16 protein-coding genes are annotated in these 11,428 nt (G+C 59.2%); 8 read left to right on the top strand and 8 right to left on the bottom strand.

Going from position 1 to position 11,428, the window contains the following annotated elements:
• Positions 1–55 precede the first annotated feature (55 nt).
• Positions 56–934, bottom strand: a complete 879-nt coding sequence (locus NL123_RS16585) for an alpha/beta fold hydrolase (protein ID WP_494355810.1) — start codon at positions 932–934, stop codon at positions 56–58.
• A gap of 174 nt (positions 935–1,108) precedes the next feature.
• Between NL123_RS16585 and NL123_RS16580 the strand changes: the two genes are divergently transcribed.
• Positions 1,109–1,702 (top strand): CGNR zinc finger domain-containing protein, encoded by a 594-nt coding sequence (locus tag NL123_RS16580; RefSeq protein ID WP_248481437.1) that lies wholly within the window; start codon positions 1,109–1,111, stop codon positions 1,700–1,702.
• An 11-nt stretch (positions 1,703–1,713) separates the two neighbouring features.
• Positions 1,714–2,175, top strand: a complete 462-nt coding sequence (locus tag NL123_RS16575; protein WP_494355809.1) for a GyrI-like domain-containing protein — start codon at positions 1,714–1,716, stop codon at positions 2,173–2,175.
• On the opposite strand, the gene ada is transcribed toward NL123_RS16575, so the two are convergent.
• The 4 genes from ada to NL123_RS16555 all read right to left on the bottom strand — a co-directional run bounded on the left by ada (position 2,172) and on the right by NL123_RS16555 (position 4,465).
• Positions 2,172–3,224 (bottom strand): bifunctional DNA-binding transcriptional regulator/O6-methylguanine-DNA methyltransferase Ada, encoded by a 1,053-nt coding sequence (gene ada / locus NL123_RS16570; RefSeq protein WP_494355808.1) that lies wholly within the window; start codon positions 3,222–3,224, stop codon positions 2,172–2,174. The two genes, NL123_RS16575 and ada, sit on opposite strands and share 4 nt — an antisense overlap.
• Positions 3,225–3,299: 75 nt before the next feature.
• Entirely contained in the window at positions 3,300–3,965 is a 666-nt protein-coding gene (gene alkB / locus NL123_RS16565) for a DNA oxidative demethylase AlkB (protein WP_248481441.1), read from the bottom strand.
• Between the two features lie 4 nt (positions 3,966–3,969).
• The gene (locus tag NL123_RS16560; protein ID WP_012724160.1) at positions 3,970–4,137 is read right to left on the bottom strand and encodes a hypothetical protein; all 168 of its coding nucleotides are present in this window, start codon (positions 4,135–4,137) and stop codon (positions 3,970–3,972) included.
• Between the two features lie 25 nt (positions 4,138–4,162).
• The gene (locus NL123_RS16555) at positions 4,163–4,465 is read right to left on the bottom strand and encodes a DUF1883 domain-containing protein (protein ID WP_003191319.1); all 303 of its coding nucleotides are present in this window, start codon (positions 4,463–4,465) and stop codon (positions 4,163–4,165) included.
• Positions 4,466–4,678: 213 nt separating this feature from the next.
• On the opposite strand from NL123_RS16555, the gene NL123_RS16550 reads away from it, so the two are divergent.
• From NL123_RS16550 to NL123_RS16535, 4 genes are all read left to right on the top strand, one after another.
• Positions 4,679–5,032, top strand: a complete 354-nt coding sequence (locus NL123_RS16550; RefSeq protein ID WP_058427873.1) for a hypothetical protein — start codon at positions 4,679–4,681, stop codon at positions 5,030–5,032.
• 174 nt (positions 5,033–5,206) lie between these two features.
• Complete coding sequence (locus tag NL123_RS16545) at positions 5,207–5,854, top strand: c-type cytochrome (protein ID WP_494355807.1); 648 nt, start codon at positions 5,207–5,209, stop codon at positions 5,852–5,854.
• 62 nt (positions 5,855–5,916) lie between these two features.
• Complete coding sequence (locus NL123_RS16540) at positions 5,917–6,768, top strand: c-type cytochrome (protein WP_494358317.1); 852 nt, start codon at positions 5,917–5,919, stop codon at positions 6,766–6,768.
• 76 nt (positions 6,769–6,844) lie between these two features.
• Positions 6,845–7,075 (top strand): hypothetical protein, encoded by a 231-nt coding sequence (locus NL123_RS16535; RefSeq protein WP_058427876.1) that lies wholly within the window; start codon positions 6,845–6,847, stop codon positions 7,073–7,075.
• 9 nt (positions 7,076–7,084) lie between these two features.
• On the opposite strand, the gene NL123_RS16530 is transcribed toward NL123_RS16535, so the two are convergent.
• Complete coding sequence (locus NL123_RS16530) at positions 7,085–7,366, bottom strand: hypothetical protein (RefSeq protein ID WP_058427877.1); 282 nt, start codon at positions 7,364–7,366, stop codon at positions 7,085–7,087.
• A gap of 143 nt (positions 7,367–7,509) precedes the next feature.
• Positions 7,510–7,695 (bottom strand): hypothetical protein, encoded by a 186-nt coding sequence (locus NL123_RS16525; protein ID WP_012724166.1) that lies wholly within the window; start codon positions 7,693–7,695, stop codon positions 7,510–7,512.
• Between the two features lie 310 nt (positions 7,696–8,005).
• Between NL123_RS16525 and galU the strand changes: the two genes are divergently transcribed.
• Together galU and gorA are read left to right on the top strand one after the other, a co-directional pair.
• A complete protein-coding gene (galU, locus tag NL123_RS16520) occupies positions 8,006–8,845 on the top strand; it encodes a UTP--glucose-1-phosphate uridylyltransferase GalU (protein ID WP_003212579.1) in 840 nt (279 codons plus the stop codon).
• A 105-nt stretch (positions 8,846–8,950) separates the two neighbouring features.
• Positions 8,951–10,309 (top strand): glutathione-disulfide reductase, encoded by a 1,359-nt coding sequence (gene gorA, locus NL123_RS16515; protein ID WP_494355806.1) that lies wholly within the window; start codon positions 8,951–8,953, stop codon positions 10,307–10,309.
• Here the strand turns inward: gorA and NL123_RS16510 are convergent, their stop codons facing one another.
• The gene (locus tag NL123_RS16510) at positions 10,310–11,317 is read right to left on the bottom strand and encodes a DNA-binding protein (protein ID WP_494355805.1); all 1,008 of its coding nucleotides are present in this window, start codon (positions 11,315–11,317) and stop codon (positions 10,310–10,312) included.
• Positions 11,318–11,428: the final 111 nt, after the last annotated feature.

The following is an 11,428-nucleotide window of genomic DNA, read 5'->3' as shown; positions in this document are numbered from 1 at the left end:
CCCCCGGCCACTCTGTTTTATTCACTGGACGAACGCGTCGTTTCGTGGTGCATCATCAATCGATGGCGTCGCCCAGCACGGCGTGAATGCGTTCGGCGATATGGGTTGCATGGGTTTCCAGGGCGAAGTGGCCGGTGTCGAGCAGTTCTACCACCGCGTTCGGGTTGTCGGTTGTATAGGCATGGGCGCCTGGCGGGATAAAGAACGGGTCGTTCTGGCCCCAGATCACCAGCGTCGGTACGTGCGTGGCCTTGAAGAACGCCTGGAACGCCGGGTAAAGCGCAAGGTTGTTGCGATAGTCGAGGAACAGGTCCAGTTGGATCTCGTCATTGCCGGGGCGCTGCATGAGCAGTACATCGAGCATGTAGGATTCCGGGGCTACCCGCTCTGGCTGCTTTACGCCGTGCAGGTACTGGTAGCGCGTGCCTTCCAGGCTGATCACTGCGTTGCGGATCACCTCGCGGTTGGCCTGGCTCGGCTCGGCCCAATAGGTACGAATCGGCGCCCAGGCATCACCCAGGCCTTCCAGGTAGGCGTTACCGTTCTGCGACACCAGCGCGCTGACCCGTTCCGGATGTGCCACGGCCAGGCGCAGGCCCACCGGCGCGCCGTAGTCGAAGACATACAACGCGTAACGGCTCAACGCCAGCGCCTCGACAAAATGCCCGACCGTGATTGCCAGGTTATCGAAGCTGTAGGCGTAATCGCGCTCGGCCGCCACCTCGGTGAAACCGAAGCCTGGCAGGTCCGGCGCAATGACCCGGAAGCGCGTGGCGAGCAGGGGGATCAGGTCGCGGTACATGTGCGACGAACTGGGAAAGCCGTGCAGCAGCAAGATGACCGGTGCCGTTGCAGCGCCGGCTTCGCGGTAGAACATGCGCACACCATCGGCATCGACGTGGCGGTAGTGAACGACAGGGGTTGGAGTGGTCATGATGGAGAGCCTTTTGTAACTTGATTGAGGTGATTTAAGGGTTACCGTTTTAAAAAGCTGCGCCGAATATTGTAACCTGTCAAACTATTTATTCAGGTTAGCGTTGTGCTTTTTGTAACTATCCTGGTGTCGAAACAGCGGTTACGATGTGGCCGCTCACAAGAGGATTGCCCCATGACCCTTTCCCCACCCACTGCCGCCCCCTCGGAACCTTACGTCCTGGCCGACGATCCGGTGCTGGACATGCTCAACACTCTTGCGAATATCGACGGCGTGCCGTGGGATTTCTGGCAGACCGATGCCGACGTAGCCGCCTGGCTGGTGCGCCTGCAGTGGGTTGAACAGAACGGCATCCCGTTGTTTGAACCGGGCGCCTTGCTCAGCGCCGCGCGAGAGCTGCGCGAGGTGATTCGTGAATTGGTGGCTGCACGCAAGGCGCAACAACCCGGCAATCCGGCGGCGCTGAACAGCTTTTTACGCAAGGCAGTGAGCCATCCGCAGCTGGTGTGGCGTGCTGGCGAGACGCCAACGCTTGAGCGCCAGCGCAAGCAGCAGACGGCGGAACAGTTCCTGGCGCCGATTGCCGAGGCGGCCGCCACGCTGTTGGTGGAAGGGGATTTCAATCTGATCCGGCGCTGCGAGCATCCGGAATGCATCTTGTGGTTTTATGATCGCACCAAGGCCCACAAGCGCCGCTGGTGCAGCATGGCGTTATGTGGCAATCGGCATAAGGTCGCTGAATTTCGTAAACGCAAACTGAAGCTTTAAAGGAGATGGCTTTGCACACCATTCAGGAGCAACACATCGCGGCAATCCGCGTATCGGGCTTGAAAGTACGTACGCGCAACGCGGATGAGATGACACCGTCAAGTGCGAAGATCGGCCCGATGTGGCAGCGATTTTTCAGTGAGGGACTGTACGAGGGCATCCCGGGAAAACTGCCTGAGTCACCCATTTATGGGGTGTACAGCGGCTATGAGTCGGACGCGCATGGCGAATTTGACGTAACGGCGGGTGTTGCCACCGCTGGGCCGGCGGACGGGTTTGAAAGCCTTGTAATAGAAGCCGGACGCTACCTGGTGTTCGAAGCCCGAGGCCCCATGCCGGAGGCGATCATCAACGCCTGGCAACAGATCTGGACCTACTTCCAGCAGCCTGGCGCGCAGGCCCGTGCCTTTGTCACTGATTTCGAGGCTTACCAGGCGGACGACCTGGCGTTGATCCACATCGGGATCCGCTAGGTCTTCGACGCCTGTTCTCGGGCGAGTAGCTGCTGCTTGCGTTCCACGCCCCAGCGGTAGCCCGACAGCTGGCCATTACTGCGCACCACGCGGTGGCAAGGAATGGCCACTGCCAGGCTGTTGGCGCCACAGGCCTGGGCCACCGCACGGAACGACTTCGGTGCGCCGATACGCTCGGCGATCTGTGCGTAGCTGGCGGTGCTGCCCGCTGGAATCTCGCGCAAGGCTTGCCATACCCGCTCCTGGAATGCCGTGCCGCGCAGGTCCAGCGGCAGGTCCAGGCCAAGTGCGGGCGCTTCGACAAACCCTACGACCTGCGCAATCAATTGCTCGAAACCCGGGTCGGCGCCCACCAGTTCGGCGTTGGGAAATTGATCCTGTAGATCGCGCACCAGTTGGTCCGGATCATTCCCCAGCAGAATCGCGCAGACGCCGCGAGCGCTCTGCGCCACCAGGATCGCTCCCAGTGAGCACTGCCCGACGGCGAACAGGATCGCCGTATTGGTGCCGCCGGCCTTGTAGTCGCTGGGCTTCATGCCAAGCAGTTGGTCAGCGGACTCATAAAAGCGACTGTTGGAGTTGAAGCCTGCGTCATACAGGGCATCCGTCACCGAGTGCGCGCCCTTGAGACCGTCGCGCACCTTGCGCGAGCGATGGGCGCTGGCATAGCCCTTGGGTGTCAGGCCGGTAACGGCTTTGAACACGCGGTGAAAATGAAAAGGGCTGAGGTTGGCGTGCTGCGCCAACGTGTTCAGGCTGGGCGGGGTGTCGGCCTGTTCGATATGCCGACAAGCGTCGGCCACCAGTTGTGCATGCTGCGCTGCGAGCTGGGTCTGGTCGCCGGCCGCGCGTTTGCTGGCGCGATAACCGGCGGCTTCGGCCTGCGCCGGGGTGTCGAAGAACTCGATGTTTTCCGGACGTGGCAAGCGTGACGCGCTACTGGGGCGGCAGTACACGCCGGTGGTCTTCACGCCGTAGACGAACAGCGCATCGGCCTTGGGGTCGCGGGCCAGTATGGCTGCCCAGCGCGGGTCTTGTTCGGTAGTCATGGTGGGCACTCTTGACGGATCCCGGCCAGATTAGACGGGTCGCGAACACCTGGCACTCTGAAGCTTGCGGTCAAATCAGCCGGCGGTGCGAAAGGTCAGGTTGATGCGTTGCGCACCCATTACCGGGTGCATGCCTTCCTTGATCGGCATCACACCATGAAAGCGCAGGCGGTCCACGCCGCCCCAGACCACCACGTCGCCATGGAACAGCGAGACTTTGCGGGTCTTGTCGTTACGCGCGTGCCCACCAAACAGAAAAATCGCCGGCAGGCCGAGCGAGACGGACACCACCGGTTCGCTGTAGCGACGCTCATTCTTGTCTTGATGCAGCGACATTTTTGCGCCGGGTACATAGCGGTTGATCAGGCAGGCGTCCGGGGCAAAGTCAGGGAAACCGGCCTCTGCAGCCGCCTGCACGGCCAATTGGCGCAGGGTATCCGGCATCTGCGGCCAGGGTTGCTGGCTACGTGGGTCCACGGGTGAGTAACGGTAACCGGAGGTGTCGGTAGTCCAGCCCAGGTCGCCGCAACTGCTCAATGCCGCCGACATGGTAAAACCACCCGGTGTGACCATTTGCCGAAACGGTGACTGAGCCAGCACCCGCCGCAGTTCCGGTAGAAGGCGCTCAATCCAGGGCAGGGCGTAGCCTTTCAATACACAGGACTGTTCGCCAATTTGCTCGCGCCCGGCGGGTTGCTGCAAGGCGTCGTCGGCGAACAGATCTTCGGTGGGGCCGGACATCGGCTTACAGCGCCTTGCTCACATTGATATCGGTGATTTCATCACTGGCATCGTGAATTTTCGCCAGCGCTTGCTTGGCTTCTTCGACGCTGTTGGTCTGCAGTTGTGCGAACTCAAAGCGGCGTTCGCCATTGAGCTTGTACTTGATCACGTATTTGGTAGTGGCGGTCACGGTCATTTCCTGTGGGGTGTTCGGGTCAGCTCAGCTTGGAACTGGTACGGCGCACAATGCGGATCTTGTGGGACAGCGCAGGTTTGCGGGTCACGCTGATGGCTCGGCGCGTGACCACGTCCAGGGTGATGTTCCAGAACCCAGTGCTCGGTGCGGTGATTTTGGCGGGGAACTTGTCGAATGCGCCACCGTGGTAAGTGTGACGGCCGCCATTCTTAAAGCTGCGAAAATTCGCATCGCTCATCAGACGGATATTACAAGTCTGCGAGCATTCGATGACAACAATGTCTCCCTCGTTGAGGTGCTCGCGCTGGTGGATGAATTTCATGGGGGGTGTCTCCAGAAGGGCTTTTTCTGAAAAATCAGAACGATACGTAGGTTAAGATGGAGTTTATCAGCCCCAGCGCGTTTATTATCGGCCCGTCTTCAACGACGTCGACAATTTAAAACAGTTATTTACCGAGTTATCAGGGATAAATCCTACGTGGGCGGGAGAAAAATACCATCCCCGCTGTCGTAGGATCTTTATCGGAGGTTTTGTATGAAGTGGAGTGTGTTGGTTCTGGCCTTGGCGATTGGTGGGTGTGCTTCGGTTGCAGATATCAAGCAGACCCCGCCGACCCTAGCGGTCATTTCCGGGAAGAAGCCGCAGGAATATGCTGCCTGTGTCGTGCGCAAACTATCCGCCACGCGCCGCCCGCCGCAGATCGAGCCCCATAAGGACGGTGTGCAGGTGATCGTGCCGCAGAAATTCTCGGCTGACCCGTCGGCGATTTTCGAGATCGAAGACCGTTCCAGTGGTAGCAGTATCAAGCTCTACGAGAGCATGTCCAATGTGCCGATCCGTCCCGGTGATGTGAAGAAGGCCGGCGAAGAGTGTATTTCCGGCTCATAAGCGCCGTTTCACCCAGCCACTTCGAATCCGATCAAAAAGCCTGGCCCCGCCATTGTGGGACCGGGCTTTTTTTGATGGCGCGTTTTGGGAGTTGTCGCGAGGGGCTCATTCCCCTACCATTTGTAGGCTTATGCCATAAACGCCTAAGCATATAACTATAAAAATGGAGTCGTGATGATGTCTCTGGAACGAGTATTGGTGGGCAGTGCGCTGATGTTGCTACTGGGCAATGCCTGCGCGTTGGATGGGAAGAAGATCTTCACCGAAGGCGGTTCGCAGCCCGGCGCCATGCCCTGTGTCGCCTGCCACGGTGCCGATGGTGGAGGGCTGGCCGCAGCGGGTTTTCCCCGGTTGGCGGGCTTGCCTGCACCCTACCTGCGTAAACAGCTGGAAGACTTCAAGCACGGCAGTCGCGCCAACCCGGTGATGCAACCCTTGGCGACTGCGCTCACCGACGCTGAAATCGACGCGGTCAGTCAGGCGCTGGCGGCGATGCCTGGCGCGGTCCCGCAAATGGTTCATCGCAGCGAGATGCCTGTCGGCGCTGCGCAAAAACTTGCGCAGCAGGGGGCGTGGGAGCGCCAGATTCCAGCGTGTGCCAGTTGTCACGGCCGGGCCGGTACGGGTGTCGGCGATGCGTTTCCACCGTTGGCCGGTCAGCCTGCCGCTTACTTGGCGGCCCAGTTGACGGCTTGGCAAAACGGAACCCGTCACAATGATCCGAATGACTTGATGGGGCATATCGCCAAAGCCCTGACCTCGGAAGAAGTGCAGGGTGTCGCCCAGTATTTCGCAGCGTTGAAGTTGGAGGTCAAGCCATGAGCCCGCTGATATTGGCCTTGGGCCTGTTGGGCATATCGTCAGCCCAGGCGGCGACGATTGCTATGGAAGACCAATCGCAGTTGCAACCTGTCGCCGGCCACGCACCGGTCAGTCAATTCCAGCCACCTCAGGAAAGTGAGCTGCCCGACAACGCCTACGGCAAGTTGGTCAAGGATGGCTATGCGCTGTTCGTGGATACCCGGCGCCTGGCGCCGAAATTTGTCGGCAACGGGCTCAATTGCAGCAATTGCCACCTGGACCAGGGACGCCTGGCCAATTCGGCGCCGTTATGGGCGGCTTACCCTATGTACCCGGCGTACCGAAAGAAGAACGACAAGGTCAATACCTTTGCCGAGCGATTGCAGGGGTGTTTCCAATTCAGCATGAACGGCGGTACGCCGCCGGCTGCTGACAGCCCGGAAATTACTGCGCTTTCGGTGTATGCCTACTGGCTGGCCAGCAAGGCGCCGTTAGGCGTTGAATTGCCGGGCCGGGGTTATCCCGACGTGGCACAGCCGGCCAAGGGTTACGACATCGCCCAAGGCGCCGAGGTGTACAAAGGGCAATGCGCGGTCTGCCATGGCGTTGAAGGTCAGGGCCAGAAGGTCGGTGAAAGCTACGTGATGCCACCGCTGTGGGGTAAGGATTCCTACAATTGGGGGGCCGGCATGCACCGCATCAATACGGCAGCGTCCTTCATCAAGCACAACATGCCATTGGGCAAGGGCGGTAGCCTGAGCGACCAGCAAGCCTGGGACGTTGCGGCCTACGTCAACAGCCACGAACGACCGCAGGACCCGCGGCTAGTTGACGGCTCGGTGGAGAAGACTCGGGTTAAATTCCACGCCAATGACGGCATCAATCTCTACGGCCAAACCGTAGAAGGCGTGCTGATTGGGCAGGGCATCCGTTAAACTCTCGGCCATTCAATGCAAAAATGCCGCGCAAACCCTCGGTTTGTGCGGCATTTGTTTTTTCGGGAAGTCTTTTATGAAGCGTGAACACGTCAGGGCTCGCCAGGCCGAAGGCCAGATATCGGCCACTCATATCATTCAGAATCCGGCCGACTTGGGGGAGTGGATCGTATTCTTCAAGAAAAGCGGCGGCCGCAGCTTTTTCCTGGTGGACGATCAGGATGAAGTCGAGTCGTTCCCACGGCTGGATGACTTGGTGGAGACCATTCGTGGCCTGGGTATCAAGTTCGCCGATATCCAGCTGTAGCCGCGACGCTTACTTGCACACCACCACGACACTGCGGCTTTTGAAGTTGCCGACGTCCTGGCCCAGGGTCTTTTCACTTTCCTTGAGCGAAGGTGTGCCTTCGGTGCCGACGATACGGTAGCCAGTGCCTGCGCAAGAGGCATCAGCCTTCTCATAGCAACTCGCCCAGGAGTTGGCTTCGCCCGAGCAGTCGATGGTCAGGCCTTGCTCACCGTTTTTCAGGTAGACATCAGAGGTGGTGGTGCATCCGGCGAGCGCCAGTGCTGCAGTCAGTGCCAGAATCTTGTTCATGTAGGTTCATCATCGAGGGTGTTGGAGGGCGCGCTGACACTGTCGTGGGGCGTTCTGGCGAGATTATAGCGAACTGCCATCTACGTACAGACAAACACAAAAAAGCCCCATTCAGCGGGGCCTTTTGCACAGGGCGTTGACGTTTACTTGCCCTTGGGCCGCTTGCTCGAAGCGTGGCCTGCTTCATCGACAAACACTTCGGCTACAGCGATAGCCTGGCTTTCGCTGGCGAATGCGCCGGCGACGCTGTCGCCGTGGAAGTTGATCAGGTGCCAACCGTCCGCTCGCTTGGTGATCAGGTAGCCGTTCACGCCTTTTGGTTCTGACATCTATCAAGTATCTCGTGGTCTGGTTCAAGGGCCTAATGATAGCGCCAAATGTCGCGGGAGCGCGCAAGTTATTCTAGGTCAGTGTTGCAGCCGTAAAAGCATGCTAAAAAGGTCGTAGCCCTTGGAAATACTGAGGTGCAGGCTTTTTTGGCCGTGCCGGTGCAAATGCGCTTCGCAAGATGCGCGGAACTTACGCCGACATTTTTTCTCTATGATGACATCGCAACGCCAGCAGGACCCATTGTAAGGTGACTGCGGCCTGATTAGACTGCGCCGAATTCCGTACGCACAGCCCTTTGTAAGGACTTTTATGATCAAGAAATGCTTGTTCCCAGCAGCCGGTTACGGCACTCGCTTCTTGCCAGCGACCAAGGCCATGCCCAAAGAGATGCTGCCGGTGGTGAACAAGCCACTGATTCAGTACGGCGTCGAAGAGGCACTGGATGCCGGCCTGAACGAAATCTCCATTGTGACCGGCCGTGGTAAGCGCGCGCTGGAAGACCACTTCGACATCAGCTACGAGCTGGAAAACCAGATCAAGGGCACCGACAAGGAAAAATACCTGGTCGGCATCCGCAAACTGCTGGACGAGTGCTCGTTCTCCTACACCCGCCAGACCCAGATGAAAGGCCTCGGCCATGCGATCCTGACCGGCCGCCCGCTGATCGGTGACGAACCGTTCGCCGTGGTCCTGGCGGATGACCTGTGCGTGAACCTGGAAGGCGACGGCGTACTGACCCAGATGGTCAAGCTGTACCAGAAGTACCGTTGCACCATCGTTGCGGTCCAGGAGGTTGACCCTCAGGAAACCAACAAGTACGGCGTGATTGCCGGCGACGACATCGGTGATGGCCTGATCCGCGTTCGTGACATGGTCGAGAAGCCGGCGCCGGAAGATGCTCCGTCGAACCTGGCGATCATCGGTCGTTACATTCTGACTCCGGACATCTTCAAGTTGATCGAGGAAACCGAGCCAGGCAAGGGTGGCGAGATCCAGATCACCGACGCCCTGTTGAAGCAAGCCAAAGACGGCTGCGTGATTGCCTACAAGTTCAAAGGCCGTCGTTTCGACTGCGGTGGTGCCGAGGGTTACATCGAGGCGACTAACTTCTGCTACGAGCACTTCTACAAGACTGGCAAGGCTTACTGATTCACGCTGTAGGCAGCCTGTTCCAAAAAAGCCACCTTCGGGTGGCTTTTTCGTTTTTCAGCCCCATCTAAGTCGGTATGCTGATGTCCTGCCGAGGAGAGTGAAATGGCCTACGATTTTGACCTGTATGTAATTGGCGCCGGTTCCGGCGGTGTGCGTGCGGCACGTTTTGCCGCAGGCTTTGGTGCCAAGGTGGCCGTGGCGGAAAGCCGCTACCTGGGAGGCACCTGTGTCAACGTCGGCTGCGTGCCGAAAAAACTGTTGGTGTACGGCGCCCATTTTGCCGAGGATTTTGAGCAGGCCGGCGGTTTTGGCTGGTCGTTGGGCGAGGCGAATTTTGATTGGGCCACTTTGATCGCCAACAAGGACCGCGAGATCAATCGCCTCAATGGCATCTATCGCAACCTGCTGGTCAACAGCGGCGTGACCCTGCATGAAGGGCATGCGCGCCTGGTGGACCCGCATCAGGTCGAAATCAATGGCCAGCGCTTTACCGCCAGGCACATCCTGATTGCAACAGGTGGTTGGCCGCAGATTCCGGAGATTCCGGGGCGCGAACATGCCATTGGCTCCAATGAAGCGTTTTTCCTCAAGGAATTGCCCAAGCGTGTTCTGGTGGTCGGCGGCGGTTACATTGCCGTTGAGTTTGCCGGTATTTTCCACGGCCTGGGTGCCCAGACCTCGTTGCTGTATCGCGGCGACTTGTTCCTGCGCGGCTTCGACGGTTCGGTACGCACGCACTTGAAGGAAGAACTGACCAAGCGCGGCCTGGACCTGCAATTCAATGCCGACATCGAGCGCATTGACAAGCAGGCCGATGGTAGCCTCAAGGCCACCCTGAAAGACGGCCGGGTGCTGGAGGCTGATTGCGTGTTCTACGCCACGGGGCGACGTCCGATGCTGGACAACCTGGGGCTGGAGAACACCGGCGTCAAACTCGACAAGCGTGGTTTCGTTGAGGTGGATGACCTGTACCAGACCGCCGAGCCCTCGATCCTGGCCATCGGCGACGTGATCGGTCGTGTGCAATTGACCCCGGTTGCCCTGGCCGAAGGCATGGCCGTGGCGCGTCGCCTGTTCAAGCCTGAGCAGTATCGCCCGGTGGATTACAAGATGATCCCGACGGCGGTGTTCAGTCTGCCGAACATTGGCACCGTGGGGCTCTCCGAAGAAGAGGCGAAAGAGAAGGGCCATGAGGTGCAGGTCTTCGAAAGCCGTTTCCGGCCGATGAAGCTGACCCTGACCGAGTGCCAGGAAAAGACCCTGATGAAGCTGGTGGTCGACGCCGACACCGACAAAGTGCTGGGTTGCCACATGGTCGGCCCGGATGCGGGGGAAATCGTGCAGGGCCTGGCGATCGCGCTCAAGGCGGGCGCGACCAAGCAGCATTTCGATGAAACCATTGGCGTGCACCCGACGGCGGCGGAAGAGTTCGTCACCATGCGCACGCCCGTAGCGGGTTGATCAGGCCTTGGGCGTTGCCTCTGGCGCCGCTGCAACGGCGGCAGCCAGGCGCAACGCCTCGACACTGGCCTGAGCCTTGATCAGCGCCAGCTCAAGCGTTTTATTGGTGCGCTGGTGCTCGTCCAGTGCTTCCTGGCGTGACTGGCTCTCCAGCGCCGCTACCCGCAGGCGCTCCTGAAGCAGGGTGCGTTCGCTGTCAATCAGGCTCACCTGTTCCGTCAGTTTGAGCTGCTGGGCCTGATCTTTGCGGGATTGCTCCTGCAGTGCGGTCAATTCCTTCGCTGTCACCCGATGCTCGATCAACAGCCGCTCATTGTCGCGATGCAGTTGGGTGATTTCATCCTGGCGCACCATGGCGCTCTGTTGGGCCTGGCGCAGTTCTGCCTGTACCTGTTGCAACTGGCCTTCATGGCGGCGCTGTTCCTGTTCGCGCTGCTCCTTGATGGCATTGCGGTAATGCTCCAGCGCGTCCCGGGCATGCAGGTGCTTTTCTTCCAATGAACGAATCTGCTCGTCCTTGTCGTTGATCCTTAGCTCGTAGTCACTGCACGCCTGGCTCAGCCCGGCGTTGCGGGTTTGCTCGGTCTGCAGGCTGGTGCTGGCGGTTTGCAGGGCGGCGCTTTCTTCTGCCAGGGCGGCGGCCTGGATATCGAACTGCTGCTGGAGTTGGCCATGGGCCTCCTCAAGGGCTCGCACCTGGGCGAGCAGGGCGGCCTTCTGCTGTTCGAACTGCGCCAGGGCCAGGTCGATTGGTTCCTGGGCTTTCTCTTTCAGGCGCTGGGCCAGTCGCGCCACCAGTTCGCCAAGCTCGTCGTCGATTGGCGCTTCGGTGATGGTGGTGCGGGTTTCGCTTTCATCCAGCTCTTTCAAATAACGATGAATGGTGGTTTTCGAGCCGGTATTGCCCATCTCGATACGCACTGCGTCGATGCTGGGGTTCTCGCCGCGGGCGAGGATTGCCAAGCGGGCCGTTTGAACTACTGCTTTGTTGATGCCGCCGCGAGCCATGGGGTCTCCGTCGATTTTGTAATGTGGTACGTGGTATGTATATACATACTATATCACGTATAAAAACTTGTTTAAATTCATCATTTAACAGATGGGATATTGGCGTATTAT

The sequence above is a fragment of the Pseudomonas sp. FBCC-B1565 genome (genome assembly GCF_059133265.1).
This window is presented reverse-complemented; position numbering and strand designations above follow the sequence as displayed.

Excerpts from the sequence above, each read along its gene's own strand:
- NL123_RS16585 (WP_494355810.1), bottom strand. The coding sequence starts at position 934 with ATGACCACTCCAACCCCTGTCGTTCACTACCGCCACGTCGATGCCGAT.
- NL123_RS16580 (WP_248481437.1), top strand. The coding sequence starts at position 1,109 with ATGACCCTTTCCCCACCCACTGCCGCCCCCTCGGAACCTTACGTCCTG.
- ada (WP_494355808.1), bottom strand. The coding sequence starts at position 3,224 with ATGACTACCGAACAAGACCCGCGCTGGGCAGCCATACTGGCCCGCGAC.
- alkB (WP_248481441.1), bottom strand. The coding sequence starts at position 3,965 with ATGTCCGGCCCCACCGAAGATCTGTTCGCCGACGACGCCTTGCAGCAA.
- NL123_RS16555 (WP_003191319.1), bottom strand. The coding sequence starts at position 4,465 with ATGAAATTCATCCACCAGCGCGAGCACCTCAACGAGGGAGACATTGTT.
- NL123_RS16550 (WP_058427873.1), top strand. The coding sequence starts at position 4,679 with ATGAAGTGGAGTGTGTTGGTTCTGGCCTTGGCGATTGGTGGGTGTGCT.
- NL123_RS16545 (WP_494355807.1), top strand. The coding sequence starts at position 5,207 with ATGATGTCTCTGGAACGAGTATTGGTGGGCAGTGCGCTGATGTTGCTA.
- NL123_RS16540 (WP_494358317.1), top strand. The coding sequence starts at position 5,917 with ATGGAAGACCAATCGCAGTTGCAACCTGTCGCCGGCCACGCACCGGTC.
- NL123_RS16535 (WP_058427876.1), top strand. The coding sequence starts at position 6,845 with ATGAAGCGTGAACACGTCAGGGCTCGCCAGGCCGAAGGCCAGATATCG.
- NL123_RS16530 (WP_058427877.1), bottom strand. The coding sequence starts at position 7,366 with ATGAACAAGATTCTGGCACTGACTGCAGCACTGGCGCTCGCCGGATGC.
- NL123_RS16525 (WP_012724166.1), bottom strand. The coding sequence starts at position 7,695 with ATGTCAGAACCAAAAGGCGTGAACGGCTACCTGATCACCAAGCGAGCG.
- galU (WP_003212579.1), top strand. The coding sequence starts at position 8,006 with ATGATCAAGAAATGCTTGTTCCCAGCAGCCGGTTACGGCACTCGCTTC.
- gorA (WP_494355806.1), top strand. The coding sequence starts at position 8,951 with ATGGCCTACGATTTTGACCTGTATGTAATTGGCGCCGGTTCCGGCGGT.
- NL123_RS16510 (WP_494355805.1), bottom strand. The coding sequence starts at position 11,317 with ATGGCTCGCGGCGGCATCAACAAAGCAGTAGTTCAAACGGCCCGCTTG.